The sequence below is a fragment of the Streptomyces sp. NPDC051214 genome (assembly GCF_040682375.1).
GTDB lineage: Bacteria > Actinomycetota > Actinomycetes > Streptomycetales > Streptomycetaceae > Streptomyces.
The window spans coordinates 957,302-982,153 of record NZ_JBFBAT010000001.1 but is presented as its reverse complement, the minus strand read 5'-3'; the positions used below and the strand labels follow the sequence as shown (position 1 = coordinate 982,153).

The 24,852-nt window shown below is 72.2% G+C and carries 23 protein-coding genes; 10 read left to right on the top strand and 13 right to left on the bottom strand.

Annotated elements, in window-relative coordinates; all coding sequences use genetic code 11:
- Positions 1-39: 39 nt before the first annotated feature.
- From AB0M70_RS04345 to AB0M70_RS04320, 6 genes are all read right to left on the bottom strand, one after another.
- Entirely contained in the window at positions 40-489 is a 450-nt protein-coding gene (locus AB0M70_RS04345; protein WP_365816315.1) for an SAM-dependent methyltransferase, read from the bottom strand.
- Between the two features lie 397 nt (positions 490-886).
- Complete coding sequence (locus tag AB0M70_RS04340; RefSeq protein WP_365816145.1) at positions 887-1,702, bottom strand: class I SAM-dependent methyltransferase; 816 nt, start codon at positions 1,700-1,702, stop codon at positions 887-889.
- Entirely contained in the window at positions 1,699-2,409 is a 711-nt protein-coding gene (locus tag AB0M70_RS04335) for a hypothetical protein (protein WP_365816143.1), read from the bottom strand. The genes AB0M70_RS04340 and AB0M70_RS04335 overlap by 4 nt, the downstream gene beginning before the upstream one ends.
- Before the next feature lie 4 nt (positions 2,410-2,413).
- Positions 2,414-3,883: a radical SAM protein gene (locus tag AB0M70_RS04330; RefSeq protein ID WP_365816141.1), complete on the bottom strand. Its 1,470-nt coding sequence runs from the start codon at positions 3,881-3,883 to the stop codon at positions 2,414-2,416.
- A gap of 130 nt (positions 3,884-4,013) precedes the next feature.
- Entirely contained in the window at positions 4,014-4,175 is a 162-nt protein-coding gene (locus AB0M70_RS04325; protein WP_365816139.1) for a hypothetical protein, read from the bottom strand.
- 96 nt (positions 4,176-4,271) lie between these two features.
- Positions 4,272-5,636, bottom strand: coding sequence for a radical SAM protein (locus tag AB0M70_RS04320; RefSeq protein ID WP_365816137.1), 1,365 nt, complete (start codon positions 5,634-5,636; stop codon positions 4,272-4,274).
- 150 nt (positions 5,637-5,786) lie between these two features.
- Here AB0M70_RS04320 and AB0M70_RS04315 point away from each other — a divergent pair, with 150 nt between their 5' ends.
- Complete coding sequence (locus tag AB0M70_RS04315; protein WP_365816135.1) at positions 5,787-6,299, top strand: hypothetical protein; 513 nt, start codon at positions 5,787-5,789, stop codon at positions 6,297-6,299.
- Positions 6,300-6,363: 64 nt separating this feature from the next.
- Here the strand turns inward: AB0M70_RS04315 and AB0M70_RS04310 are convergent, their stop codons facing one another.
- Positions 6,364-7,305, bottom strand: coding sequence for a LysR family transcriptional regulator (locus AB0M70_RS04310; RefSeq protein ID WP_365816133.1), 942 nt, complete (start codon positions 7,303-7,305; stop codon positions 6,364-6,366).
- A gap of 221 nt (positions 7,306-7,526) precedes the next feature.
- On the opposite strand from AB0M70_RS04310, the gene AB0M70_RS04305 reads away from it, so the two are divergent.
- The 8 genes from AB0M70_RS04305 (at position 7,527) to AB0M70_RS04270 (ending at position 17,062) form a co-directional block, all read left to right on the top strand.
- Entirely contained in the window at positions 7,527-8,924 is a 1,398-nt protein-coding gene (locus AB0M70_RS04305) for an MFS transporter (protein WP_365816313.1), read from the top strand.
- A 32-nt stretch (positions 8,925-8,956) separates the two neighbouring features.
- Positions 8,957-9,490: a pyridoxamine 5'-phosphate oxidase family protein gene (locus tag AB0M70_RS04300; RefSeq protein WP_365816131.1), complete on the top strand. Its 534-nt coding sequence runs from the start codon at positions 8,957-8,959 to the stop codon at positions 9,488-9,490.
- 6 nt (positions 9,491-9,496) lie between these two features.
- Positions 9,497-10,330, top strand: coding sequence for a M55 family metallopeptidase (locus AB0M70_RS04295; RefSeq protein ID WP_365816129.1), 834 nt, complete (start codon positions 9,497-9,499; stop codon positions 10,328-10,330).
- Positions 10,323-11,675 (top strand): M20/M25/M40 family metallo-hydrolase, encoded by a 1,353-nt coding sequence (locus tag AB0M70_RS04290; protein WP_365816127.1) that lies wholly within the window; start codon positions 10,323-10,325, stop codon positions 11,673-11,675. The genes AB0M70_RS04295 and AB0M70_RS04290 overlap by 8 nt, the downstream gene beginning before the upstream one ends.
- Before the next feature lie 15 nt (positions 11,676-11,690).
- Positions 11,691-13,697, top strand: a complete 2,007-nt coding sequence (locus tag AB0M70_RS04285; RefSeq protein WP_365816125.1) for an LpqB family beta-propeller domain-containing protein — start codon at positions 11,691-11,693, stop codon at positions 13,695-13,697.
- Positions 13,694-14,617, top strand: a complete 924-nt coding sequence (locus AB0M70_RS04280; RefSeq protein WP_365816123.1) for an LD-carboxypeptidase — start codon at positions 13,694-13,696, stop codon at positions 14,615-14,617. Before AB0M70_RS04285 ends, AB0M70_RS04280 begins: the two co-directional genes overlap by 4 nt.
- A gap of 151 nt (positions 14,618-14,768) precedes the next feature.
- Positions 14,769-15,023 (top strand): DUF1049 domain-containing protein, encoded by a 255-nt coding sequence (locus AB0M70_RS04275; RefSeq protein ID WP_365816121.1) that lies wholly within the window; start codon positions 14,769-14,771, stop codon positions 15,021-15,023.
- 59 nt (positions 15,024-15,082) lie between these two features.
- Positions 15,083-17,062, top strand: coding sequence for a DUF5107 domain-containing protein (locus AB0M70_RS04270; protein ID WP_365816119.1), 1,980 nt, complete (start codon positions 15,083-15,085; stop codon positions 17,060-17,062).
- A 10-nt stretch (positions 17,063-17,072) separates the two neighbouring features.
- Here AB0M70_RS04270 and AB0M70_RS04265 read toward each other — a convergent pair whose 3' ends face one another.
- The 6 genes from AB0M70_RS04265 to AB0M70_RS04240 form a co-directional block, all read right to left on the bottom strand.
- Positions 17,073-18,368, bottom strand: a complete 1,296-nt coding sequence (locus tag AB0M70_RS04265; protein WP_365816117.1) for an amidohydrolase family protein — start codon at positions 18,366-18,368, stop codon at positions 17,073-17,075.
- A gap of 56 nt (positions 18,369-18,424) precedes the next feature.
- Positions 18,425-19,705 (bottom strand): amidohydrolase family protein, encoded by a 1,281-nt coding sequence (locus AB0M70_RS04260; protein WP_365816115.1) that lies wholly within the window; start codon positions 19,703-19,705, stop codon positions 18,425-18,427.
- A gap of 162 nt (positions 19,706-19,867) precedes the next feature.
- Positions 19,868-20,551: a GntR family transcriptional regulator gene (locus AB0M70_RS04255; protein WP_365816113.1), complete on the bottom strand. Its 684-nt coding sequence runs from the start codon at positions 20,549-20,551 to the stop codon at positions 19,868-19,870.
- A gap of 64 nt (positions 20,552-20,615) precedes the next feature.
- Positions 20,616-20,969: a VOC family protein gene (locus AB0M70_RS04250; RefSeq protein WP_365816111.1), complete on the bottom strand. Its 354-nt coding sequence runs from the start codon at positions 20,967-20,969 to the stop codon at positions 20,616-20,618.
- A 10-nt stretch (positions 20,970-20,979) separates the two neighbouring features.
- Positions 20,980-21,558, bottom strand: coding sequence for a hypothetical protein (locus tag AB0M70_RS04245; RefSeq protein ID WP_365816109.1), 579 nt, complete (start codon positions 21,556-21,558; stop codon positions 20,980-20,982).
- A gap of 28 nt (positions 21,559-21,586) precedes the next feature.
- Positions 21,587-22,687 carry an enolase C-terminal domain-like protein gene (locus AB0M70_RS04240; RefSeq protein WP_365816107.1) on the bottom strand — a complete coding sequence of 367 codons (1,101 nt, stop codon included), beginning with the start codon at positions 22,685-22,687 and terminating at the stop codon, positions 21,587-21,589.
- 308 nt (positions 22,688-22,995) lie between these two features.
- On the opposite strand from AB0M70_RS04240, the gene AB0M70_RS04235 reads away from it, so the two are divergent.
- A complete protein-coding gene (locus AB0M70_RS04235) occupies positions 22,996-24,852 on the top strand; it encodes a transketolase (RefSeq protein WP_365816105.1) in 1,857 nt (618 codons plus the stop codon).

Sequence of the window (24,852 nt, the reverse complement as noted above, 5' to 3'; positions counted from 1 at the left end):
CCCGTCTCTTTCCGCTGCCTCGCCCCGGTGCCGCTGCGCTCAGTAGTAGTCGCGCATCAACTCGTCGACCCACGAGGGCTGTTCGATGTCGCCCTGCGGTGCGAACTGCGTCATGTACGGCTTGATGTCGAGGACCGGTGTGCCGTCCACCGCGTCGAGCCCCAGGACGTGCAGGTCGAGGCCGTCCGTCTTGATGAGCCTGCAGCGCGATACGCCGACCCGGTTCGGGCGGTTCTTGCCGCGCTGCGCGAAGACGCCGGTCAGCGGCCAGTCGGGGTTGCCGCGGGGGTGGCGGGCCCCGCGCTCCACCTTCTCGGGCGGCACCCGGTGGAAGTGGAAGACGACTTCGAGGTGCGAGAAGGAGTCCAGGCCGCGCAGGGCGTCCGGTCCGAAGCGCCCGGCGTCCAGCCGGATCACGGAGGCCACGGGCCCCCAGTGGTCGTCGACGACTTCCTTGCGGTCGTTGTGCACGGTGGCGATCGGCACGATGCCGGTCACCTCCCCGGGGCCGTCCTGGCCCAGGGTGTCGCCCTGCCAGACCTCGCCCCGCACCAGCAGCTCCCCGACCGTGGCGCGTCCCACCGTGAGGTAGACGTCGTCGCGGGGTACGTCGAGCAGCTCGCCGATGCGGTCCTGAAGCAGCCGCAGAAGACTGCCCACCTGTGCCCGGCCGTAGCTCTCCTTGCAGACGACGAAGCCCACCGGCGCCGGATTCCCCGGGCCCTGCCACTGCGGCCGGTGGAAGGAGCCGGGCTCCACCCGCTGCCACCAGAGCCAGCAGTGGCCCGCCGGAATGCCGAGCAACTCCGTGACGGAGGACGCAAGTTGGGCGAGCACGGACTCGCCGGGGCTCGGCGCCGGCGAGTACAGCCTGATGACCGGCATCTCAGCGTGCCCCCCGCAGCGGCTTGACGCCGATCACCATGCAGGTGCGCACGGGGATGCGGAACTCGTCGCCGTCCTTGCGGATACCCAGGGCGTGCAGATGGCTGCTCGGGGCCTCGAAGAGCCGCTGCCGGATGGCCTGTTCGGCCTCCGCCCCCGACGAGGCGATCTCGCACCACCGCTTGATGGGTACGCCGGTGCGGCTCTCCGCGAGCGAGCCGCGGGCCACCGGCACGTTCAGACCGGCGTCCTGGAGGAAGCCGACCCACTCCGTGAGGGTGTAGCTGCGGTGGTGGGTCGGGTCGTGCAGCATCTCCAGCTCATGGTTGAGGGCGTCGATCTCCGGGTCGCGATGCCCTTCGAGGTCGATGACGGCGAGGCGCCCGCCGGGCCTCAGGAGCCGGGTCATCTCGCCCACCGCCGTCGGCATGTCGCGGAAGTGATGCGGGGCAAGACGCGACACGACGAGGTCGAACGAGGCGTCGGGGAAGGGGAGTTCCTCGGCGAAGGCCTCCGCGGACTCGACCGTCGCCGAGCGTTCCGCGGCGAGCTTGAGGAAGGACTCGAGCATGCTGGGCGCGGGGTCGACGCCCACCAGACGGGCCGGGCCCTCGTCGGCGAAGGAGAGCGCCAGGTGCCCGGCGCCGCAGGCGACATCGCAGATGTCCTTGCCGGTCTGCGGGCCGAGCGTCTCGTGCAGGGCCTCCATCGTCGGGCTCGACCGGTGCACCTCGCTGGTCGCGAAATTGTCGGCGATCTTGTCGAATCGCTGGCTGGAGAGCATGTTCTTGGCCTGCTTCCTCTCGTTCGTCGTCACCGGCCGGCGGCCAGCGCGGTCAGTGCCGAGACCGGGTCCGGCACCGGACCGGCCGCGCAGGGGTGCAGCGTGTGCCCGAGCCCCTTGAACAGATAGACGTGCACGTCGAGCGCGTGCCGCCCGATGAGCCTGGCGGCCGACCACTTGCCGTACATGTCGGGGGTGAGGGCCACGGGCGGCAGGCCGTCGTCGGCCTCGGCGACGTAGCCGATCAGGTCGAGGCTGCCGTAGACCAGGTCGAGGGTCTCGATCTGGCTGCTGAGGAAGGTGTCCTCCTCGAGGACCGTCCCGACCAGGACCACCCGGTCGGCCCGGCGCGGGTCGCCGGACGTGAGCATCCGCAGCACGGCCTGCCCGCCCAGCGAGAACCCGATCAGGGTGACCGGGCCCACCGCCAAGTGCTCGTGCGCGCGCAGGAGTTGACCGAGCCGGTCGGCGCAGGCCCGGGAGTCGGAGTCGTCGGCGGGCCGCCCGCGGTCCCTCTCGGGCATGTCACAGGTGAGGACCTGCGCCCCGTCCGCCACCAGACGGTGGGTCAGATCCCGCAGCAGGGCGTCGTCGCGCCCCTCGCCGTCGAGGGCGGACACACTGCCGGGCCCGGCGAGCAGCACGGTCGCGTGCGGCGGCCCTGCCGGGAACGACCGCCGGGTGCGATAGGCAGAGCCCGCGGGATCGATCCGCCACTGGGTACGTTCCTGTACGGCCACGGGATCACCGACGGCAGACGGCTTCGGCGAATCCGCCGACGCGCTGGTGGAAGTAGACACTGATGATCTCCTCGTGCAGCGCCTCGCCGTCCAGCGTGGGCACGACACTCTCCGCCGTGCCGGGCACCGGCTCCACGAGTCCGCGCTCCATCAGGTCGTCGAAGACCGCCGCGAACGGCTCGTCACGGAACAGCTCCACGCCGAACCGCCTCCTGAACCGCCCGGCGTCGATCGGCTGGTTCGCCTTGAAGGCGAAGCCGAGCACCATGCCGATGGCCTCGTGGCCCACCAGACGACGGCCGGAGGCGAGGGGCAACCCGGGTCCTTCCCGCAGCCGGCGGGCGTAGGAGGAGATGTCGGCGACGTTGTGGGTCTGCACGATCTCGTCGCCGTCGCCGGTCAGCCAGCCGTACGCGCCGGGGCCGATGGCGATCATCGAGTCGTGGCGCTGCCACTTGTTGCGGGAGACGCGGGGGATGTTCCCGTCGGGGTAGACGCCGGGGCGGTTCCACCAGCCGCAGGGGCTCGGGTGGTATCCGCCGTCCAGGAGCGTCTCGACGATGGCCTCGCGCATCTCGTACGTCTCGCCGAGGGCGGGGAAGCGGTGCTCGTCGTTCAGCCGCGCCTTGACGCTCTCGACGTTCCACAGGGCGCGGTTGCCGATGCCCATCTTCGCGCGGTCGGCGTTGCGCAGGCGGTAGATGGTGATGGTGGGTACGTCGAGGTCGACCAGGCGGCTGATGCCGTCGGCGACGGTGGCCACGCTCTGGTGCGGCAGACCGAACATCATGTCGACGTTGAACGGCCGTCCCGTCGCCCGCAGCTTCTCCACCGCGGTCAGTGACATGGCGGCGTCGTGGCCGCGCCCCGCGAAGGCGTTGACCTCGCTCTGCAGGGACTGGACGCCGACGCTGAAGCGGTTGAAGCCGATGGCGCAGGCCTCGGCGAGCTCGTCGTGCTGGAAGTTGTCCGGGTTGCCCTCCAGCGAGATCTCGCAGTCGTCGGAGAGCGTGTAGCGCGTGCGTATGTGCCGTACGAGGCGCGCGAGTTGCTCCGTGCCGAGCAGGGAGGCGGTCCCTCCGCCGAGGTACACGGACTCGATCCGGGCGTCGGACAGCCAGGGGGAGTGGGCCAGTTGGCGCTCCGACTCGTCCAGGAGCAGGTCGGTCCAGATGCGCGGCGCCTGCTCGCCCTCGGGCCCTTCGGGCACCTTGCGCTTGACGTAGTTGCAGAAGTGACAGATGTACGCGCACAGCGGCACATGGAAGTAGAGATGCGCCGGGCGCCCGGCTCCCGGGTGGCGGCGCAGGGCGTCGGCCACCTGCCCGTCCGCCAACTGTTCGCCGAAGTTGGCGGTCACGTTGATGTTGTAGTCGTCCTGGCCGATCCGCAGCGCGGGGTTCTCCTGGAGCAGTCGCGCGAGCCCGGTGCCGGGGCGGAGGGTGGTGGTACTGGCTGAGGCGGTCTTCTCCATGCTCGTCGCGACCTCGTCTCTGGTGACGGGATATGGACTGGGAGGCGGCGCGGCCGTCCCGGCCCGGCCCCGCGTCAGGGGCGGGGCCGGTGCCGGGCGGCGGTGCGCCGGATGGCGGGTCCTGTGGGGCTCAGACCTCGACCTCGATGACCGTGGCCTCGGTGACGGTGGTGGCCTCCACCAGCGTCTCGGAGGGTGCGGTGGCGGAAGCGGCGCCGACGGCGCTCAGCGTCACGCCCTCCTGCCCCGGCTCCAGGTGGATGCGGATGATTTTCTTCTCCTCGGCTCCCATGATCTTTCCCTTCGGTGGGGCGGCTTCGGTGGTGCCGCCGTGGACGGGGGCCCGCTCACGTCGTCGGGAGCGGGGGTCAAAGGGGCGCTGCGGCGGCTAACGCGGGGTCAGCGTCAGCCGTACGTCGCGCTGGGCGCGCCCACGCCAGTAGCGGCCGGAGCGCAGGGTGAACTCCTGGAGGTACTCGGTGGCCCCGCAGCCCTTCGGGTCGCCGGTGATGTTGCGGGCGAGGGGCGGGCAGCGGAACTGGCACCAGATGTCCTCCTGGGCCACCGGGCACTGGCCGCAGACGGAGTGGTCGCTGAACCTGATGTCGCGGAACTCGTCGAAGCCGTGCTCCCAGATGTCCCTGAACGAGCGCTCGGTGATGTTCCCCGCGCCGTAGAGCTGGCCGGACATGCAGTTGCTGCACGGGTACACGTCGCCGCGGCTGTTCACGTAGACGACGGAGCGGCCGCACTTCTCCTGCCCCACCGCGCGTTCGAGGCGCTGGCAGAACTTGATGGTGTCGACGCCGCGGATCTCGTCCGCCGCGCGCCGCCCGGCACCACTGCCGGAACTCGCGCCGTCGCCGGCGGCCATGCCCGGATCCGAGGAGTACCGCTCCATGCACCGCTGGTAGACGCCGAAGACCTCATCGATGTCCTCGGGCCTGAGCAGCATGTCCGGGTGGAGCAGGGCGCGGCCCACCGGGTGGGTCTCCAGCCACTGGGGCCGGGGATAGCCGTGCTCGGCACACCAGTCGAAGATCTCCTCGGCGTCGTGGATGTTGTTGCGGTGCACGGAGATCGCGGTGCGGAACACATGCCCGTGCCTGCGCATCATCTCGAAGGCGCGCTGCAGCTTGGGGAAGTCCATCTTGCCGCGCACGGTGCGCTCGGGGTCGGCGGTGTCGAAGCTGATGAAGAACGACTGTCCCGCCGGGATCTCGGCGAGCCGCTCCTCGGTGACGAGCAGCCCGTTGGTGAAGATCTGCGTGCTGAACGGCTTGCTGCGCGCATGCCGGATGATCTCTGTGGCGTCCCGGTGCGAGAAGATCTCACCCCCCGTCAGGAACACCTGGAGTACGCCCATCTCGGCGAAATCGTCCAGGAGTTGCTTGATGCGCGGGGTGGAGATCTCGTCCGGCCGTTTGAGCGCGGAGTCCGCATAGCAGTGCCGGCAGCGCAGGTTGCAGAGGTTGGTGGTCTCCACGAACGCGATGGCGGGTGCGGACAGATGGAACCGCTCCAACTCCACCAGGGGGTCGGTGATCACATGGCTCAGCAACTCGGCCGAGGAGACCGGGTCTCCGGCGTTGTGACGCAGGATCAGCTCCCTGGCGGGCGCGGCGAGGAACTCGACGTGCCCGTCCGGCAGGAGAGCGACGAGACCGCCGTCGTTCATCTGGAAGGGGATCTGTTGCACGAGCGAGCCCTGCCTCTCCTGGTCGTAGGGGGCGCCGTGGGAGCGGACGAACATCAAAGTCAACACCCGTTGAACTCGTCCGGTGTTGAACTCTACGACCGTTGAATACAGCTTGGCAAGGCACCTGCGACAGGTCCCGCGCACCGCCCGTCGGACCGCTCCCGGCATTTGCGGGTACGCGTCAACCGTCCCTAGGTTGACCCGATGGGCCTCTTCGACAAGCTGACCGGCACCAAGCACCCCACCAGTGGTGGCGCACCACGTCCGGCCGATGAAGTGCGGGCCGCGCTGCTCGCCCTCAACGGCTCCGACGTGCCCTACCGCGTACGCGACGCCACCCCCTCCGAGGGCGCCGACCTGGTGGCGGAGTGGCGGATCCTGGAGCCCGCCTGGCACACCTTCTTCGTCCGCACCCAACTGGACCGGACCCTCAAGACCCGGATGCGCCTGGTCCCGGACAGCAACGAGGTGCGCGCCCTCGACGAGCAGTGGCAGGTCTCGTGGGTCGGGGACACCCCCAGGCTCGCGCGGTCACGCGAGTACTCCCGCGGGCAGTCGACCGTGAAGTCCCGGCAGTGGACCTACGAGCGCGGCGCCGACGGCAAGCTGCACAAGAAGGAGACGTACCGCTTCGACCCCGCGGACATGAAGGACCCCCTGCGCGACGCGGTCCTCGACGCGGGCTGGGTGTGGCGGGGAGTGGTCTTCAAGCTGTGAGCGGCCACGGCCCGCTGGGGACGCGGTCGCGGCGGCGCGGTGCTGCGCGCCGATGGCCCCTCCGTCAGCCCGCCGCGGTGACCGCCCCCGGCACCACGCTCCGGGGATCTCCCTGCGCCACCTCGTGGGCCACCTCGCGTGCGGTCCGCGCGAAGGCCGCGACCGCCCCCGTGCCGTGCCCGGCCCGCCACACCAGGCCGTAACCGACCGGCTCGGCGTCGGCGAAGGGTACGTAGGCGACTCCCGGCCGCGTGAAGTACGTACCGGTGTGCGCGGGGGCCAGGAAGGCGCCCTTGCCGCCCGCGACCAGCATCAGCGCCTCCTGCATGTTGGTCACCCCGGGACCGCGGCCGATCGGTGCGCCGGACGGGGTGCGGGAAGGGACGCGGTGCTCGAGCCAGTAGCCGGGTAGCTCGCCCTCGATCGTCAGGAGCGGGACGTCGGCCAGATCCTCCAGCGACACCGAGTCCCGCGCCGCCAGCGGATGCGCCGAGGCGATCGCGAGGACACGCTCCTCGGCGAGCAGCGCGGGACCCCCGCCCAGGTCCGCCTCGCGCACCGGGAACTCCGTCAGCTGCACGTCGAACTCGCCCTTGCGCAACTGCCCGTACGGATCACCGAGCGGCACCTCGCAGATCTCCACGGCGAGACCCGGATGGCTCACGCGCAGCGCCTCCGTCGCCCGCATCACGATCTCGCCGGCCAGCGGGTTGGCGAAACCGACGTGCAGCACACTGTCGATGCCGCGCGCCGTGGCCGCGGCCCGCTCGACGGCGGCCTCGATCGCCCGGTGGTGCGGCTCCAGGTCGGCACGGAGCTGCCGGCCGAGCGCGGTGAGGCCGACGCGGCGGCTCGTGCGGACGAACAGCGGTGCGCCGACACGGCGTTCGGTGCGCTGGATCAGCTGGCTCACCCGGGCCCGGGACAGCCGCATGCGCTCGGCCGTCCTGCCGAAGTGCAGCTCCTCGGCCAGGAGCAGAAAGCACTCCAGTTCATCGCGTTCCATCGACGTCCCCCAGGCAGCTCGGATCGGTAAGCCTGGTTGAACGAACGTTGCGATCTTCGCCGTTGTTCCGTCCGTGCGCCCTGACCGAGTCTGAGTGAGCCGGGAAATCCCCCGCGCCACCCATGAATCGGCGGAGTACAGACGTGAGTTCACAGACAGAGAGAACAGCCGGGGCGCCGAGCGCCTCCCCCGTCACCTTCAGGCCCCGCGAGTGGGGCGTCCTGCTCGTCCTGTGCGGCGCGATCTTCCTCGAGGGCATCGACGTCGCCATGCTCAACGTGGCCCTGCCGTCCATCCGCGCCGACCTGGGCCTGTCCACCGGCTCCCTGCAGTGGGTCATGAGCGCCTACGTCCTCGGCTACGGCGGCTTCATGCTGCTCGGCGGACGCGCCGCCGACCTCTTCGGACGCCGCCAGATGTTCGTCTTCTGGCTCTCCGTCTTCCTGGTCTTCTCCGGGCTCGGCGGGTTCGCCACCGAGGGCTGGACGCTGATCGTCGCCCGCTTCGTCACCGGCGTCGCCGCGGCCTTCATGACCCCCGCGGGCCTCTCCATCATCACCACCGGCTTCGCGGAGGGCCCGCGCCGCAACAAGGCGCTGCTCTTCTACTCGGGCACCGCCGCGGGCGGCTTCTCGATCGGCCTGGTCGTCGGCGGGCTGCTCACCGCGATCGGCTGGCGCTGGGTGTTCTTCGTGCCCGTGGTGCTCTCCGCCCTGATCCTGGCCGCCGCGCTCGCCTACGTCCCCAAGTCCCCGCGCCCCGACCGCACCGGACAGAGCGTCGACCTGGTGGGCGCCCTCACGGTCACCGGCGCGATCGTGCTGCTCGTCCTCGGCGTGGAGCGCGCGTCGCACGCGAGCGCCGCCGCCACGATCGGCACGCTCGCCGCGGGTCTCGGCCTCCTCGCCGCCTTCGTCGCCGTGGAGCGCCGCTCGGCCTCCCCGCTCGTCCGTCTGGGCATCTTCCGCAGCGGCCCCTTGGTCCGCGCCAACCTCGCGGGACTCTTCTTCGCGGGCGGCTTCTTCGGATTCCAGTTCCTGGTCGTCCTCTACCTCCAGGAGCTGCGGGACTGGTCGACGCTGCAGACCAGCCTCGCGATGATCGTCGTCGGTCTCGACGCGGTGCTCTCGCCCACGCTCACCCCCAAGCTGGTCGCACGCTTCGGCAACGCCCGCGTCATCTTCGGCGGCCTTCTCCTGGCCGCGCTCTCCTACGCCCTGTTCCTGCCGGTCGGCGCCGACTGGACGTACCTGGCGATGTTCCCCAGCCTGATCATCCTCAGCCTCGGCTTCGCCCTCACCTACGGACCGCTCACCATCGTCGCCACCGAGGGAGTCAAGGAGGAGGAGCAGGGCCTGGCCGGCGGACTGCTCTACACCGCCTTCCAGTTCGGGGCGGCCCTCGGCCTCTCCACGGTCACCGCCGTCAACGTCTGGGCCACCACGTCGAGTTCACCCTCCGCGCTCCTGGACGGCTACCGCGCGGCCCTCTGGGTCCCGCTCGCCGCGGCCCTGATCGCCGCCCTCATCAGCAGCTTCGGCCTCCGCTCGCGGCCCGGCACGGTGACGGCGGCCGGCGACCCCGCGGCCGGCCGCACCGAAGTCCCCGCGACCCACTGACCCGCCACTTCGCACGGCAAGGAGCACCCGACATGCCCACCACCAAAGTCAGCGACTTCTCCGAGGTGCGGGACACGTTCTTCTCGTACGTACGCGACATCAAGTACGCCACGATGGTCACCGTCGACCGGAAACACCGCCCCCGGGCCCGCGTCCTGCTGCCCGTCTGGGAGATCGTCGACGGCCGCCCCGTCGGCTGGCTCGCCGCGTACAAGACCCCCGTCAAGGCCGCCCACCTGGCCGACAACCCGCACACCACCTACTCCTACTGGAACCCCCGCCAGAACACCGTCCACGTCGACGCCCTCTCCGCCTGGGCGGAGGACGAGGCATCCAGACGCCACGCCTGGGAGCTCTACACCTGGGGCGGCCCGCCCGGCGTCGGCTACGACCCGGTCCACTACTGGCGCGGCGGCCCGGATGACCCCGAGTACCACGTGATCCGCATCGAGCCCTGGCGGATCCAGCTGGTCCGCGGATCGGATCTGCGCAGCACACTCTGGCAACCGGCACGCGACGCGGTCACCGACGGATCTGGTCCAGGAGTGGGCGAACGCGTAGCGTGAGGCGGCATGAAGATCCTGATCAGCGCAGACATGGAGGGGGCCACGGGTGTCACGTGGCCGGCCGACGTGCTGCCCGGTACGCCGCAGTGGGAGCGGTGCCGTTCGATGTTCACCTCGGACGTCAACGCCGCCGTGCTCGGCTTCTTCGACGGGGGCGCCGACGAGGTGCTCGTCAACGAAGCCCACTGGACCATGCGCAACCTGCTCCTGGAGGACCTCGACGAGCGGGCCGAGATGCTCACCGGGCGGCACAAGTCCCTCTCCATGGTCGAGGGCGTCCAGCACGACGACGTGGACGGCATCGCGTTCATCGGCTACCACGCGGGCGCCGGCATGGAGGGCGTGCTCGCGCACACCTACCTCGCCAACTCGATCACCGGGGTGTGGGTCAACGGCGACCGGGCCAGCGAGGGCCTGCTCAACTCCCACGTCGTCGCCGAGTACGGGGTCCCCGTCGTCCTCGTCACCGGCGACGACCTGGCCTGCGAGGACGCCCTCGGCTACGCGCCCGGCGCGCTGAAGGTCGCCGTGAAGGACCACGTGTCGCGGTACGCGGCGGTCTGCCGCACCCCGCGGCGGACCGCCTCCGACATCCGCGCCGCGGCCAAGGAGGCGGCCCCGCTCGCCGTACGGCACGAACCGGTCCAGGGCGGCCCGTTCACCGTGGAACTCGAATTCGACGCCGAGCACCTGTCCATGGCGTCCACCGTGGTGCCGGGCGTGCGGCGCACCGGAGAGCGGAAGGTCGCGTACACCAGCGAGACCATGTACGAGGGCATCCGTACGTTCAAGGCGGTCACGACGATCGCATCGGCCGCCGTGGAGGAGCAGTATGGCTGAGGAGCAGCCGGGGCATCGGAGCACCGGACACGTCGACGGGCAGGCGCTCGACGAGGTCGTCCGGTTCACCTCCGACCTGATCCGCATCGACACCACGAACCGGGGCGGCGGCGACTGCCGGGAGCGGCCCGCCGCCGAGTACGCCGCGGAGCAGCTCGCCGGAGCCGGGCTCGAACCGAAGCTCCTGGAGCGGACGCAGGGCCGTACGAACGTGGTGGCGCGCATCGAGGGCACCGACCCCTCCGCCGACGCGCTGCTCGTGCACGGGCATCTGGACGTCGTTCCCGCCGAGCCCGCCGACTGGAGCGTGGACCCCTTCTCCGGGGAGATCCGCGACGGCGTCGTCTGGGGCCGCGGCGCCATCGACATGAAGAACATGGACGCGATGATCCTGTCCGTGGTGCGCGGCTGGGCGCGCGCGGGCGTGCGGCCACGGCGGGACATCGTGATCGCGTTCACCGCCGACGAGGAGGCCAGCGCCGAGGACGGGTCCGGGTTCCTCGCCGATCAGCACGCCTCCCTCTTCGAGGGCTGCACGGAAGGCGTCAGCGAGTCCGGCGCCTTCACCTTCCACGACGGCCGCGGCAATCAGCTCTATCCCATCGCGGCGGGGGAGCGCGGCACCGGCTGGCTCAAGCTGACCGCGCGTGGCAAGGCGGGCCACGGCTCGAAGGTCAACCCCGACAACGCCGTGAGCAAGCTGGCCGCGGCGATCTCCCGCATCGGTGAACACCGCTGGCCGGTGCGGCTCACGCCCACGGTCCGGGCGTCCCTGACCGCACTGGCCACGCTGTACGGGGAACAGGCCGATCTGGACACGCCCGGATTCGACGTGGACGCGCTCCTGGAGAAGCTCGGCCCGGCCGCCGACCTGGTCGCGCCGACCGTGCGGGGCAGCGCCAACCCGACGATGCTGCAGGCCGGTTACAAGGTGAACGTGATTCCGGGCGAGGCCGTCGCCTATGTGGACGGCCGGTATCTGCCGGGCGGCGAGGAAGAGTTCGCCGCCACCCTTGACCGGCTCACCGGAGTGGACGTCGACTGGGAGTTCCACCACCGCGAGGTGGCGCTGCAGGCGCCGGTCCACTCGTCGACGTACGCGAAGATGCGGGCAGCCGTCGAGGAATTCGCGCCCGAGGGACAGGTCGTGCCGTACTGCATGTCCGGCGGCACGGACGCCAAGCAGTTCTCGCGACTCGGCATCACCGGCTACGGCTTCTCGCCGCTGAGGACACCGGAGGGCTTCGACTACCAAGCGCTCTTCCACGGAGTCGACGAGCGCGTCCCGGTCGACGCGCTGCACTTCGGCGTCCGCGTACTCGACCGCTATCTGAGAACGGCCTAGGGAACACAACCGATCATGGGGGAAGAGAAGGACATGATGGAGACCCAGGCTTACGGATCATGGCCGTCGCCCATCGACGCGGCACTCGCCGCGGCCCACGACGGCTCCCCGGCCACCGTGGGCTTCGTCGGGGACGAGGCGTGGTGGACCGAGCCCAGGCCCGCCGAGGGCGGTAGGCGCGCCCTGGTGCGACGGCGCCCGGACGGCGCCGAGGAGTCCGTGCTGCCCCAGCCGTGGAACGTGCGCAGCCGGGTCATCGAGTACGGGGGGCGTTCGTGGGCGGGGGCCGTGGGTCCTGACGGTCCGCTGATCGTGTTCGCGAACTTCGCGGACCAGCGCCTGTACGCGTACGCGCCCGACGTCCCCGGGGCCGAGCCGCGCCCGCTGACCCCGCTCTCCGACGTGGGCGGCGGCCTGCGCTACATCGACCCGTGCGTGCACCTGGACCGGGGCGAGGTGTGGTGCGTCCTCGAGGAGTACACGGGGGAGGGGCCGACCGATGTGCGCAGAGTCGCCGCCGCCGTGCCCCTGGACGGCTCGGCGGCCGACGACCGCGCGGCGGTGCGCGAACTCTCCGACGACCGGCACCGGTTCCTCACCGGGCCCCGCCTCTCGCCGGACGGCGCCCGCGCGGCGTGGATCGCCTGGGACCACCCCCGGATGCCGTGGGACGGCACGGAACTCCTGGTCGCCGAGGTCCGTACGGACGGCACGTTCGGCGCCCCGCGGGTGTTCGCGGGCGGCCCCGAGGAGTCCGTCGCGCAGGCGGAGTGGGCCCCCGACGGACGGCTGCTGTTCGCGAGCGACCGCACGGGCTGGTGGAACCTCTACCGCGGTGACGTCTCCGAGGGCGGCGACGGAGTACCCGTCTGTCCGCGCGAGGAGGAGTTCGGCGGCCCCCTGTGGCAGATCGGATCCGGCTGGTTCGCGCCCCTGGACAGCGGCCTCGTCGCCGTCGTGCACGGCAAGGGCGCCACCGCGCTCGGCGTGCTCGACCCGGAGACCGGCGAGGTCGTCGACGCGGCGGGCCCCTGGACGGAGTGGGCGGCCACCGTGGCCGTGAACGGCACCCGCGCCATCGGCGTCGCGGCCAGCCCCCGCAGCGCGTACGAGGTCGTGGAGCTGGACACCAGCACCGGCCGCGCCCGGGTGATCGGCGCCGCGCACGACGACCCGGTGGACACCGCGTACTACCCCGAGCCGCGCATCCGCACCTTCAGCGGCCCGGCGGGCCGCGAGATCCACGCGCACGTCTACCCACCGCACCACCCGGCCTGCGTGGCCCCCGACGAGGAACTCCCGCCGTACGTGGTGTGGGTGCACGGCGGACCCACCAGCCGTTCCCCGCTCGTGCTCGACCTGGAGATCGCCTACTTCACCTCGCGCGGCATAGGCGTCGCCGAGGTCAACTACGGCGGCTCGACCGGCTACGGCCGCGAGTACCGCAACCGCCTGCGCGAGCAGTGGGGCATCGTCGACGTCGAGGACTGCGCGGCCGTCGCCCTGGCCCTGGCCGACGAGGGCACCGCCGACCGCGACCGCCTCGCGATCCGCGGCGGCAGCGCGGGCGGCTGGACCACGGCCGCCTCCCTGACCACGACGGACGTGTACGCCTGCGGCACGATCATCTACCCCGTCCTCGACCTCACCGAGTGGGCCGCCGGCGGGACCCACGATTTCGAGTCGCGTTACCTGGACTCGATGATCGGCCCCTTCGACGAGGTGCCGACACGGTACGTGGAACGCTCCCCCGCGGAGCACGCCGACCGGGTCAGCGTGCCCTTCCTGCTGCTCCAGGGGCTCGACGACGTGATCTGCCCGCCCGAACAGGCCGAGCGGTTCGTCTCCGAACTGGAGGGGCGTGGAGTGCCGCACGCCTACATCGCCTTCGAGGGCGAGGGGCACGGATTCCGCCGCGCGGACACCCTGATCCGGGCCCTGGAAGCCGAACTCGCCCTGTACGCCCAGGTGTTCCGCCTGAAACTGTCGGGCGCGGCGCCCACCCTGGAGCTCTCCAAGTGACCCCCTTGACGCGTCCCGCGCGGCTCACCCCCGGCGCGCGGGTCGCCGTCGTCGCGCCCAGCGGGCCCATTCCGGAGGAGCGGCTCCAGGCGGGCCTCGACATCCTGCGGGGCTGGGACCTCGAACCGGTCGTCGCCCCGCACGTCCTGGACCGCCACCCGCGGCTGGATCACCTCGCGGGCACGGACGCCGGCCGCGCCCGTGACCTCCAGGAGGCGTGGTGCGACCCGTCGGTCTCCGCGGTCCTCTGCGCGCGCGGCGGGTACGGAGCCCTGCGCATGGTGGAGTCACTGGACTGGGCGGCGATGCGGGCGGCGGGCCCCAAGGTGTTCGTCGGCTACAGCGACATCACCACGCTGCACGAGGCGTTCGCGGCGCGCCTCGGCGTCGTGACGCTGCACGGGCCGATGGTCGCGGCCATGGACTTCCTCAAGAACGCCCGTGCGCAGGAGCACCTGCGGGCCACGCTCTTCGCGCCCGAGCAGGTCCAGGTGATCGCCTCGGGCGGGACGGCGCTCGTGCCGGGCCGCGCGCGAGGAGTGACCCTCGGCGGCTGCCTCTCGCTGCTCGCCGCGGACATCGGCGCCCCCCAGGTGCGTACGTCGGCGCGCGGCGGGCTGCTCTTCCTGGAGGACGTCGGCGATGAGACGTACCGCCTCGACCGCTACCTCACCCAACTCCTCCGCGCGGGCTGGCTCGAGGGGGTCCGCGGGGTCGCGCTCGGCTCATGGGTGGACTGCGATCCCTACGACACGGTGCGGGCGCTGCTGCTCGACCGGCTGGGCGGTCTCGGCGTGCCGGTCGTCGAGGAGTTCGGTTTCGGGCACTGCGACGGGGCGCTGACCGTGCCGTTCGGCGTGCGGGGCGAACTGGACGCGGACAAGGGCACGTTGACGCTGGAGACGCCCGCGCTGGCCTGAGGCCCGCCCCGCGTACGGCGTCTCACCCGCACCTCACCCGTTTGGCCCACGCCCCCACCCCGGAGGAGCAACCACCGCGCGCGAACCCGGTCCAGCTGCCCATGCTGGTCACCGGGGGAGGCCGGTCGAAGCTCCGACGGAAGGTCCACGTATGAGTCCCAGCAGCTCGACGGGCGGCGCGAAGGGCGGCTCGGGCGGTGGCGGTGGCCGCGGTGTCATGACACCCGGGAGGATCGCCGTCCTCGCGGTCGCCGTCCTCACCCTGGTCTTCATCTTCGAGAACACCCGCCACACCAAGATCAGACTCCTGATCCCCGAAGTGACCATGCCCCTGTGGGTGGCACTTCTCGGCACCGGCCTGATCGGCGCGCTGTGCGGGGCGTACTTCATGCGACGCCGCAAGTAGCGCCTTTGCGGAATCCTGACCGGGAGAGACCCTGGTCGGGACGGCGTCGAGCGTGTTCCATGGTGATCGTGACGACCACCGTGCGACGTGACGTACTGACGCTGCCCGCCGCCCCGTTGGGCCCCGAGAACCCGCTGCCGCCGCTGCGGCCGCTCCGTGAGGTGCACACGCTGGACGAGCGCGGCAGAGAGGGCCTGCCGCGCGACATGGCGCGCCAGCTCGGGTACGAGCCGTTGCGCGGGGTCCTGCCGACGCGGGTGCTCGACGGATATGGACGCGAGCGGACCGACACCACCCTCGACACCCTGGTCATCGAGAACGACCGGCTGCGCGCCACCGTCCTGCCGGGCTTCGGCGGCCGCGTCCACTCCCTCTTCCACAAACCGACCGGCCGTGAACTCCTCTACCGCAACCCGGTCCTTCAGCCCGCCGCCTTCGCGCTGAACGGCGCCTGGTTCTCCGGCGGCATCGAGTGGAACATCGGCGCCACCGGCCATACGACGCTGTCCTGCGCGCCCCTGCACGCCGCGCGCGTGACGGCGCCCGACGGCGGCGAGATGCTGCGGCTCTGGGAGTGGGAGCGGCTGCGCGACGTGCCGTTCCAGGTGGACCTGTGGCTGCCGGAGGACTCCGACTTCCTCCACGTCGGCGTGCGCATCCGCAATCCGCACGAGAAGGCGGTCCCGGTCTACTGGTGGTCCAACATCGCGGTGCCCGAGGAGCGCCGGGTCCTCGCCCCGGCCGACGAGGCCTGGCACTTCGGGTACACGGGCGCGCTGCGCAAGGTGCCGGTGCCCGAGACCGACGGCGTGGACCGGACCTACCCGCCGCGCAGCGAGTACGCCGCCGACTACTTCTACGACGTACCCGACCGCGCACGCCGCTGGATAGCCGCGCTCGACGACGACGGGCACGGCCTCGTCCAGACGTCGACCGATCTGCTGCGCGGCCGCAAGCTCTTCGTGTGGGGCTCCGGCGCGGGCGGGCGGCGCTGGCAGGAGTGGCTGACGGAGCCCGGCACGGGAGGGTACGCGGAGATCCAGGCCGGCCTCGCACGGACCCAGCTCGAGCACGTACGCCTGGACGCCGAGAGCGAGTTCAGCTGGCTCGAGTCGTACGGACCGCTGTCGGCGGACCCGGGTCTCGTGCACGGCCCCCACTGGGGGGCCGCGCGCGAGGAGGCCCAGGCGCGGCTCGCGGACGCGCTGCCGCGCGCCGCGGTGGAGGAGGCGTACGACGCGTGGCGGCCGTGCGCGGACAACGAGCCGGGCGAGGTGCTCGCCGCCGGTTCCGGGTGGGGTGCGCTCGAAGTCCTGCGCGCCGGTCACAAGCTGCCGGGCACGCCGTTCGCCGATTCCACCCTTGGCCCCGAGCAGGAACCGTGGCTGGAGCTCCTGCACTCCGGCGCCGTCCCCGAGCCGCGCCGGGTGGCGCCGCCCGGCCCGACCCTTGTCGCCCCGCACTGGCGGGACATGCTGGAGACGGCGCCCGCGCGGCCGGCCGCCGAGTACCACCTGGGCGTGGCGCAATGGCACGCGGGCGACCTGGCGCAGGCGGTGCGCAGCTGGGAGCGCGGCCTCGAACTCGCCCCTTCGCGCTGGCCGTTCCTGCGCTGCCTGGCGGTCGCCGACCAGGACGCGGGGAACCTGGAGCGCGCCGCCGACCGGTACGCGGAAGCCTTCGACGACCTGTGCCAGGAGCGGCGCGACGACGGTGTCCTGTGGACGTCCGCGAGCGCCGCCCTCGGCAGGGAGGCGATGGGTGTCCTGCTCGCGGCCGGGCGCAAGGAGGCGGCCCGCGGAGTGTGGGACCGCCTGCATCCCGCCACGCGGGCGGAGGGCCGCTTCCGCCTCGTCGAGATCCGGCTGCTCCTGGCGGAGGGCGACAAGGCCGCCGCGCGGGCGATGTTCGACGAGGGCTTCGAGGTCCCCGACCTGCGTGAGGGCGCCGAGGTGCTCGGCGAGCTGTGGCGCGCGGTGACCGACGAGGAGCTGCCCGCCCGGTACGACTTCCGGATGCGGGCAGCTTCGGGGGAGTGAGGTCCCGCGGTTACGTCAGCTCGCCGTTCCTGGCGACGACCTTGCCGCCGTGCACCACCATGTCCCGCTGCGGCATGTCCACCAGGACCTGCGGGAGGCACTCCCCGCGCACGAGGATGAAGTCGGCGGGGGAGCCCGGTTCGAGGTCGGCGTGGTCGAGGCCCATCACGTCGGCACCGCCGTGCGCGCCCACGTCGTAGCAGTCGGCGAGTTCGTCGTCGAGACGGACGTCGGTGACCCAGCCGAGAACGTGCGCACGGTGCAGCATGTCGGCGTTGCCGAACGGGCTCCACGCGTCGCGCACCCCGTCCGAGCCGAGCCCGACCCGCACGCCGTGCTCACGCAGCCTCGCGATCGGCAGCACGAGCGACTCGTTCGGCGCGACCGTCGTCAGGGAGATGTCCTGCTCGCCCAGGTCGGCCGCCATCGTGCCCAGATCGGTGTCGGACAGGTTCGGCAGGCAGAAGACGTGGCTGACCGTGACCTTGCCGCGCAGGGACAGGGCGCGGGTGCGCTCGATGATCGCCCGCAGGACCTTCGTGCCCTTCTCGTCGCGGTCGTGGAGGTGGATGTCCACGCCGACCCCGTGGCGGTCCGCGAGGCCGAAGACCAGGTCGAGCTGTTCGTCCATCGCGTCGTCGAAGCTGATCGGGTCGATGCCGCCGACCAGGTCGACGGCCCCGGAGCGGGCCGCTTCCTCCAGGAGCTCCGCCGTGCCGGGGGTCCGGATCACGCCGTGCTGCGGGAACGCCACGATCTGCACGTCCAGGGCGTCCCGCAGCCGCTCGCGGGCCGCGTTCACGCCCTCGACACCGGCCAGGTCGTAGGCGGGCGCCACGTCCACGTGGGCGCGCATCGCGCGGGTGCCGCGGGTCACGGCGTGTGCCATCAGGCCGTGGGCGCGTTCGCCGACCGGCCGGGCCTGGCTCTTGAACAGCTCCACGTCCTGGGCGCAGTAGTCGGCGATGCCGCTCGCGGGCTTCCGCGTGACCCAGTCGCCGCCCCACGTCGTCTTGTCCGGGTGGATGTGGGCGTCCACGAGCGAGGGCAGGGCGACCCGTCCGCCGCCGTCGATCACCTGGGCGCCCTTGGGCGCCCGGCCTTCCGTGATGCGGCCGTCGACGACCGTGAGGTCCACGGGGGTCTTCGCGCCGAAGGGCCGGACGTTGCGGAACACCACGGCCTTGGGTCGGTGCTTGTCGCCGTGAGGCGCCGCGGCGGCCGGGGCGGCGGCCGACAGGGCGGCTCCGGCACCCGCGAGGGCGGCGGCTCCGGCGAGCACGCCGCGACGGGAGAGAGGCGTCATAGGGGTCTCCTTCGAGAGATGAGATGCGCGGAGGGCTACCGAGAACTCGGGGGTGTTCAGACCGCGATGCCCGAACGCACCACGCGTACGGGCTTCTTGAGGACCGTCACGTCGGCCAGCGGGTCGCCGTCCACCAGGAGCACGTCACCGGCGAAGCCACGCGCGAGGCGGCCCGCCGTGCGCTCCACGCCGAGCAGCTCGGCGGCGCCGGTGGTGGCCGTACGGATCGCGTCGAGCGCGGAGAGGCCCGCCGCGCGCATCAGCTCCACCTCGCGGCCGATGGGCTTGATCTTCCCGCCGGAGGAGTCCGTGCCCGCGGCCAGCGGCACCCCCAGCTCGTGCGCGGCGAGCACGGCCCGCTTCAGGACCGGCAGGTACTGGCGGCCGCGCTCCGCGAGCACCGGGTCCGAGGACTCGGCGAGGCCAGCGATGGAGGTGAGGGTCGGCGTGAAGTACGTGCCCCTGCGCCGCATCTCGTGCAGCGTGCGCTCGCCGACGAACGCGCCGTGCTCCAGCGAGCGGATGCCCGCCATGACGGCGTCGTGGCAGCCCTTCTCGCTGTAGCTGTGGCAGAGCACGCCCTTGCCGCCGCGCCGGGCCGCCGCGACCACGGCGGACAGCTGCTCGCGGTCGTACACCTGGGCCAGCGGGTCCTGCTCGGGAAGCCCGGCCCGCTCGTTGACCCGGGTCTTGATGACGTCGGCGCCCCGGGCGAGGTTGACCTCGACGACGCGGCGCAGCGCCTCGGGCGAGCGCACCCCGTCACGCAGCCTGGCCAGCGGGGTCAGCTCCGGGTCGGCGAGGATCGTGTCGCCCAGGTCGGGCGTGACGAAGACACCGGCAGCGCGCAGTCGGGGCGCCTGTCCGGGGGCCTGGCGGGCCAGTTCCCGTACGGCGATGTCCTGGAAGAAGTTGGTCGAGCCGCTGCGGGCGCTCGTCGCGCCGAGCAGCACCGCGTCGCGTGCCTCGGCCGCGGTGTTGAGGTGGATGTGCGCGTCGACGAGACCCGGCAGGATCCAGCGCCCGTGCGCGTCGAGCACCTCGGCCCCCTCGGGCACCTTGGTCCGGCCGCGCCTGCCCGCCGCGCGCACGACACCGTCCACGATGACGACCACCGCGTCCTCGGTCACCTCGCCGGTCGCGGGGTCCAGGAGGGTGCCGCCCTCGACGACCAGATCACCGCCGGTCCGCCGGCCCCCGGGGGAGGCGGGGCTCGCGCCGGCCCGTGGCGCGGCGGCGGCCAGCGCGGCCGTGGTCCCGGCGAGGGCCGCCGCACCCGCGAGGACGCCGCGCCGGGTGAGCCGGGAAGAGGGCGGAGGGGTGTTCTCGACGCACATGGGGCTGCTCCAGGACGGGTTGCGGAGGGAACGCGTCCGCAGTTTGTATACCAAGCTGGAGTGGCCCGCAAGGGAGGGCGGGAAAATGTGCAGGTATAGGCAGAGTAGTGGCCTGGGAGAGTGGGGGAAGGGGATACCTATCGAGCTTTGGTATACAGAGAGCTAGGAGTCGCCCTCCTCGAAAAGCGCCCTCAGCGCCACCGCCTGGCTGTCCCGCACATGCAGCAGCGTGCTCGCCGCGGCCGTCTCCTCGTCGCCCGACGCGATCTGCCGGTAGATCAGGTCATGCTGGGCCCGCATGTGGTCCGGCTCCGCGCGCATGCCGAAAAGGAGCTGCAGCTGCCAGCTCAACTGCTCCATCGTGCGGGCCAGGAGGGGGTTGCCGGACAGGGCCACGATGCCCTCGTGGAAAGCCGTGTGCGCGGCGACCTCGCGAGGCCCGTCGTCCACGTCCGACGCCTGCTCGGCCTGGTGCAGCGTGCCTCGCAGCGCGGCGAGCCCCGGCGGCTCGCCCGGCGCGCTCCGCGCCACCCGGCGGGCCGCGAGCCGGGACGCCTGGACGGCGAGCGGCTCCCACACCTCGTACAGATGCCGCACATCGGAGCGTTCCAGGCGGCGCACCCGCACCCCGCTGTGCGGCAGGAGCTCGAGGAGGCCCTCGGCGACCAGCGCGCGCAGCGCCTCCCGCACCGGGACCCGCGACATCCGCAGCTCCTCGGCGACCTCACGCTCCACCAGACGCGAGCCCAGCGGGTAACGGCGGTCCACGATGCGCTGCCGGACGGCCTCGCGCGCCTGGGCGCTCAACGAGATCCGTTCCGTACCGTCCGCCGTACTGCCCGCCACGTGCACCGTCCTCCGTTCGGCCTGCCTGCCGTGGAGGATACGGGGAGGGCCGCGCGGGCGCGGTTCAGGACGCGGGGCGCCGGTCCGCGTACTCGAACACCGTGCCGTCCGGATGCACCGCGATGAGGTTGCGGCCCACCGGTGTCGGGACGGGGCCCGCGATGACCCGGGCGCCGGACGCGTTCAGGACGGCGTACGCCTCGTCGACGTCCGGTACCGCGATCGTCGCCGAGACCTTCCTGAGGATCTCCAGCTCACGCTCGGGCCCGCTCATCAACAGAAAGCAGCCGACCGCCGCCACCGACACGCCCTCCCGCTCGAAACGCTGCGCGGTACCGCCCGCGAGGCGTTCGTAGAAGGCGACCGAGGACTCCAGGTCCTCGACGCAGATACGCAGCGTGGCTCCCAGGATCTCCATACGGGCGAGCCTAGTTGGCCCGGCCCGCATCCGAGATCGTTTCGGCGGACTTCCGGGGGCTCCACCCCGTGGCGGCGACCACATCGGCCGCGATGTCCCGCACCCGCCGCCCGTCCGTCGCCACACGACGGGTGCCCTCGGCCGCGTGCTCGTCGAGCCGCCTGGCCATGAACGCGCTGCGGCGCAGCTGCTGTTGCAGCTCCGAGCCCAGTTCACGCTTGGTCAGCCGTTCCTGGACGGTGGCGTCCGAGGCCGTGAGGAGCACCCGGATGATGCGCGGGCCGCGCAGGGCGCGGGTGAACAGCCACTCCTCGCTCCCGAGGACGCTCGCGGTGTTCGTGTAGATCAGACGACGGCAGCCGAGGTCCGTGTAGTTCGCCCAGAGCGCGGCGAGATTCCGCTCGGTGATCCCCGAGCGGTCCGGGTCACCCGCCGGAACCGGATGGACGGCGTCCAGCACGTCGCCCTCGATGTACGCGTGCCCCACGTCCGCCGCCCGCAACTGCGCGGCGACCTCCCAGCCGACCGAGGACTTGCCCGCCCCGGAACGGCCCCCGATGAGCAGTGCCTCCGCCGTTCGCTCCCGCATGGGCCGAGCGTGGCACGCGGGGGCGGCGCTACGCGACCCGGTATTCCTCGACCTCCTCCGTGCGCCGCAGCTCCAGGCCGTGGCCCACGCCGCCGTCGGGGCGGACGACACCGCCCGTCGGGTCGAGGGCGCCGTCGAAGAACATCGACTCGATCCGCACATGGTCGTGCAGCCACTCGATGTGCCGCAGATTCGGCACACACGCGGCGACCGCGGCATGCGCGTGCGGTGCGCAGCGGGCCGAGACCTCGATGCCGTGCGCCTGCGCGAGGGCCGCGGCGCGGAGCCACTCGGTCAGACCGCCGCAGCGCGTCGCGTCCAGCTGGAGGCAGTCCACGGAGGGGACCATCCGCGCGAAGTACGGGAGGTCGTAGCCGTACGCACCGGCCGCGACGTCGCAGACCAGCGCGTCCCGCACCAGCGCGAGCCCCCGCAGATCGTCGGACGGGACCGGCTCCTCGAACCAGCCCACACCGTGCTCGGCGAGCACCCGGCCCACCCGGATCGCCTGCTTGCGGGTGTAGCCGCCGCTCGCGTCGACGTACAACTCGGCCTGGGAGCCGATGACATCGCGCGCGGTGCGCACCCGCAGCACGTCGCGGGCCGCCGCACGGCCCCAGGCCTCGCCGACCTTGATCTTCACGCGGGGTATGCGCTGGCCGTGCACCCAGCCGTTCAGCTGGGCCGCCAGATGCGTGTCGTGGTACGTCGTGAAGCCCCCGCTCCCGTACACGGGGACCTCGTCGCGGGCGGCGCCCAGGAGACGTACGAGGGGGATCTCCAGGAGGCGCGCCTTCAGGTCCCACAGGGCGATGTCGATCGCCGAGACGGCGCTCGACGCGGCGCCGGGGCGGCCGGTGTTGCGCACCGCCTTCGTCATCGCGGTGTGCGCGGCGGGGATGTCGAGCGCGTCGAGGCCCGTGACGACCGGGACGAGCTGCTCGGCCAGCAGGGAGACGATGGACGCCGGACCGTAGGTCCAGCCCGTGCCCGTCGCGCCGCCCGCCGTGATCTCGACGATCACGATGGTCGTGCTCTCCCAGGCGAAGGTGCCGTCCGCCTCGGGGGCGTCCGCAGGGACGGAATAGGCGGACATGGCGGGCATTTCGATGGGCACTGCGTCCTTCATCGGGACCGTCCTGGATTACATGCGGGGTGGGGGGCGCGGAGCGGTGCGGGGTCGGTTCACGACCCCCCACACCTGCGACGGCGCTCCGTACGGGTATCCCGATGCCGGGCGGGCAAACCGGACCGGCCCCGGATCCCGCCCCGCGTTCCCGCGGTGTTTGACGGCAGGGCGCGAGGGCAACCCGAAGGGCCCGCGTGCCGGTGCCGTCGGAAGACCACGCCCGGACGGAACGTCACGCCCGACAGGCCGAGGGCCGACGCGCCCGGCGGACCGCCACCACCGCACGCCCCACCCGAGGAGGACCCGCCATGACCACCAGCGAACTCGCCCCACTGGCCCGGCAGTTGAGGGTCGACTCCGTCCGTGCCGCCGACGCCGCGGGCTCCGGGCACCCCACCTCCTCGATGTCCGCCGCCGACCTGATGGCGGTGCTCGTCGCGCGCCACCTGCAGTACGACTTCGACCGGCCCGACCATCCCGGCAACGACCGCTTCATCCTTTCCAAAGGGCATGCCTCGCCCCTCCTCTACGCGACGTACAAGGCGGCCGGCGTCGTCACCGACGACGAGCTGCTGACCTTCCGTGCCCGGGGCAGCCGCCTCGAAGGGCACCCGACGCCGCGCCGCCTCCCGTGGGTCGAGGTCGCCACGGGGTCCCTCGGCCAGGGGCTTCCCGTCGGCGTGGGCATGGCCCTCTCGGGCAAGCGCCTCGACCGGATTCCCTACCGGGTGTGGGTGCTGTGCGGCGACAGCGAGCTCGCCGAGGGCTCGGTGTGGGAGGCCGTCGAGCACGCCGGGTACGAGCACCTGGACAACCTGACCGCCGTCGTCGACGTCAACCGCCTCGGCCAGCGCGGCCCCACCCGCCACGCCTGGGACCTGCACGCCTACGCCCGCAGGTTCGCCGCCTTCGGCTGGCATGTCGTGGAGGCCGACGGCCACGACCTGGACGACATCGACCGCGCCTTCCAGGAGGCCCGCTCCACCACCCGCCAGCCCACGGTCGTCCTCGCCCGCACCGTCAAGGGCAAGGGAGTCGCCGCCGCCGAGGACCGCGAGGGCCTGCACGGCAAGCCCCTCGCGGACGCGGCGGCGGCGATCGAGGAGCTGGGCGGCGCGGGCGGCGGGGAGGACGTACGCGTGGAGGTGCGCAAACCCGCCGCCGCGCGGGCGCTGCACGCGACACGCAGCGGCCATCTGGAACTGCCGCGCCACCAGGTGGGCGACTCCGTCGCCACCCGCACCGCCTTCGGCCAGGCGCTTGCCGCGCTCGGCACCGCACGCGGCGACATCGTGGCCCTCGACGGGGAGGTCGGCGACTCCACGCGGACCGAGTACTTCGCCAAGGAACACCCCGACCGCTTCTTCGAGTGCTACATCGCCGAGCAGCAACTCGTCGCCGCCGCAGTGGGGTTGGCGGCCCGCGGCTGGGTCCCGTACGCGTCGACGTTCGCCGCCTTCCTCACCCGCGCCCACGACTTCGTCCGCATGGCGGCGATCAGCGGCGCCGGCATCAACCTCGTCGGGTCGCTCGCCGGTGTGGCCATCGGCCAGGACGGACCGTCCCAGATGGGCCTCGAAGACCTGGCGATGTTCCGCGCCGTCCACGGCTCGACGGTCCTGTACCCGTGCGACGCCCACCAGACGGGCAAGCTCGTCGCGCAGATGGCGGGCCTCGACGGCGTGCGGTACCTGCGGACCTCACGTGGGGACGCGCCCGTCATCTACGGCCCCGGCGAGGAGTTCCCCGTCGGCGGTTCCAAGACCCTGCGCTCGTCCGCGAACGACCGGCTCACGCTCGTCGCGGCGGGCGTCACCGTGCACGAGGCGCTGACCGCGGCCGAGTACTTGGACCGCGAGGGCATCCAGGTACGGGTCATCGACCTGTACTCGGTCAAGCCCGTCGACCGCGCCACCCTGCGCGAGGCCGCCGAACGCACCGGCTGTCTGCTCACCGTCGAGGACCACCGGCCGGAGGGCGGCATCGGCGACGCCGTCGTCGAGGCCTTCAGCGACGGCGGCCCGGTGCCCCGCCTGGTGCGGCTCGCGGTGAACACGATGCCCGGCTCCGCCTCCCCCGAGGAGCAGTTGCACCACGCGGGCATCGACGCCGAGTCCATCGCGGCGGCGGCGAGGCTGCTCGTGGAGCAGGCGGTCGTGCGGTGA

What these genes read in the sequence shown, in the direction of transcription:
- AB0M70_RS04320 (WP_365816137.1), bottom strand. Translation starts at nt 5,636, where the DNA reads ATGTTCGTCCGCTCCCACGGCGCCCCCTACGACCAGGAGAGGCAGGGC.
- AB0M70_RS04245 (WP_365816109.1), bottom strand. Translation starts at nt 21,558, where the DNA reads ATGCGGGAGCGAACGGCGGAGGCACTGCTCATCGGGGGCCGTTCCGGG.
- AB0M70_RS04285 (WP_365816125.1), top strand. Translation starts at nt 11,691, where the DNA reads ATGGGGGAAGAGAAGGACATGATGGAGACCCAGGCTTACGGATCATGG.
- AB0M70_RS04310 (WP_365816133.1), bottom strand. Translation starts at nt 7,305, where the DNA reads ATGGAACGCGATGAACTGGAGTGCTTTCTGCTCCTGGCCGAGGAGCTG.
- AB0M70_RS04330 (WP_365816141.1), bottom strand. Translation starts at nt 3,883, where the DNA reads ATGGAGAAGACCGCCTCAGCCAGTACCACCACCCTCCGCCCCGGCACC.
- AB0M70_RS04325 (WP_365816139.1), bottom strand. Translation starts at nt 4,175, where the DNA reads ATGGGAGCCGAGGAGAAGAAAATCATCCGCATCCACCTGGAGCCGGGG.
- AB0M70_RS04270 (WP_365816119.1), top strand. Translation starts at nt 15,083, where the DNA reads ATGGTGATCGTGACGACCACCGTGCGACGTGACGTACTGACGCTGCCC.
- AB0M70_RS04265 (WP_365816117.1), bottom strand. Translation starts at nt 18,368, where the DNA reads ATGACGCCTCTCTCCCGTCGCGGCGTGCTCGCCGGAGCCGCCGCCCTC.
- AB0M70_RS04260 (WP_365816115.1), bottom strand. Translation starts at nt 19,705, where the DNA reads ATGTGCGTCGAGAACACCCCTCCGCCCTCTTCCCGGCTCACCCGGCGC.
- AB0M70_RS04250 (WP_365816111.1), bottom strand. Translation starts at nt 20,969, where the DNA reads ATGGAGATCCTGGGAGCCACGCTGCGTATCTGCGTCGAGGACCTGGAG.
- AB0M70_RS04295 (WP_365816129.1), top strand. Translation starts at nt 9,497, where the DNA reads ATGAAGATCCTGATCAGCGCAGACATGGAGGGGGCCACGGGTGTCACG.
- AB0M70_RS04315 (WP_365816135.1), top strand. Translation starts at nt 5,787, where the DNA reads ATGGGCCTCTTCGACAAGCTGACCGGCACCAAGCACCCCACCAGTGGT.
- AB0M70_RS04235 (WP_365816105.1), top strand. Translation starts at nt 22,996, where the DNA reads ATGACCACCAGCGAACTCGCCCCACTGGCCCGGCAGTTGAGGGTCGAC.
- AB0M70_RS04240 (WP_365816107.1), bottom strand. Translation starts at nt 22,687, where the DNA reads ATGAAGGACGCAGTGCCCATCGAAATGCCCGCCATGTCCGCCTATTCC.
- AB0M70_RS04275 (WP_365816121.1), top strand. Translation starts at nt 14,769, where the DNA reads ATGAGTCCCAGCAGCTCGACGGGCGGCGCGAAGGGCGGCTCGGGCGGT.
- AB0M70_RS04300 (WP_365816131.1), top strand. Translation starts at nt 8,957, where the DNA reads ATGCCCACCACCAAAGTCAGCGACTTCTCCGAGGTGCGGGACACGTTC.
- AB0M70_RS04290 (WP_365816127.1), top strand. Translation starts at nt 10,323, where the DNA reads ATGGCTGAGGAGCAGCCGGGGCATCGGAGCACCGGACACGTCGACGGG.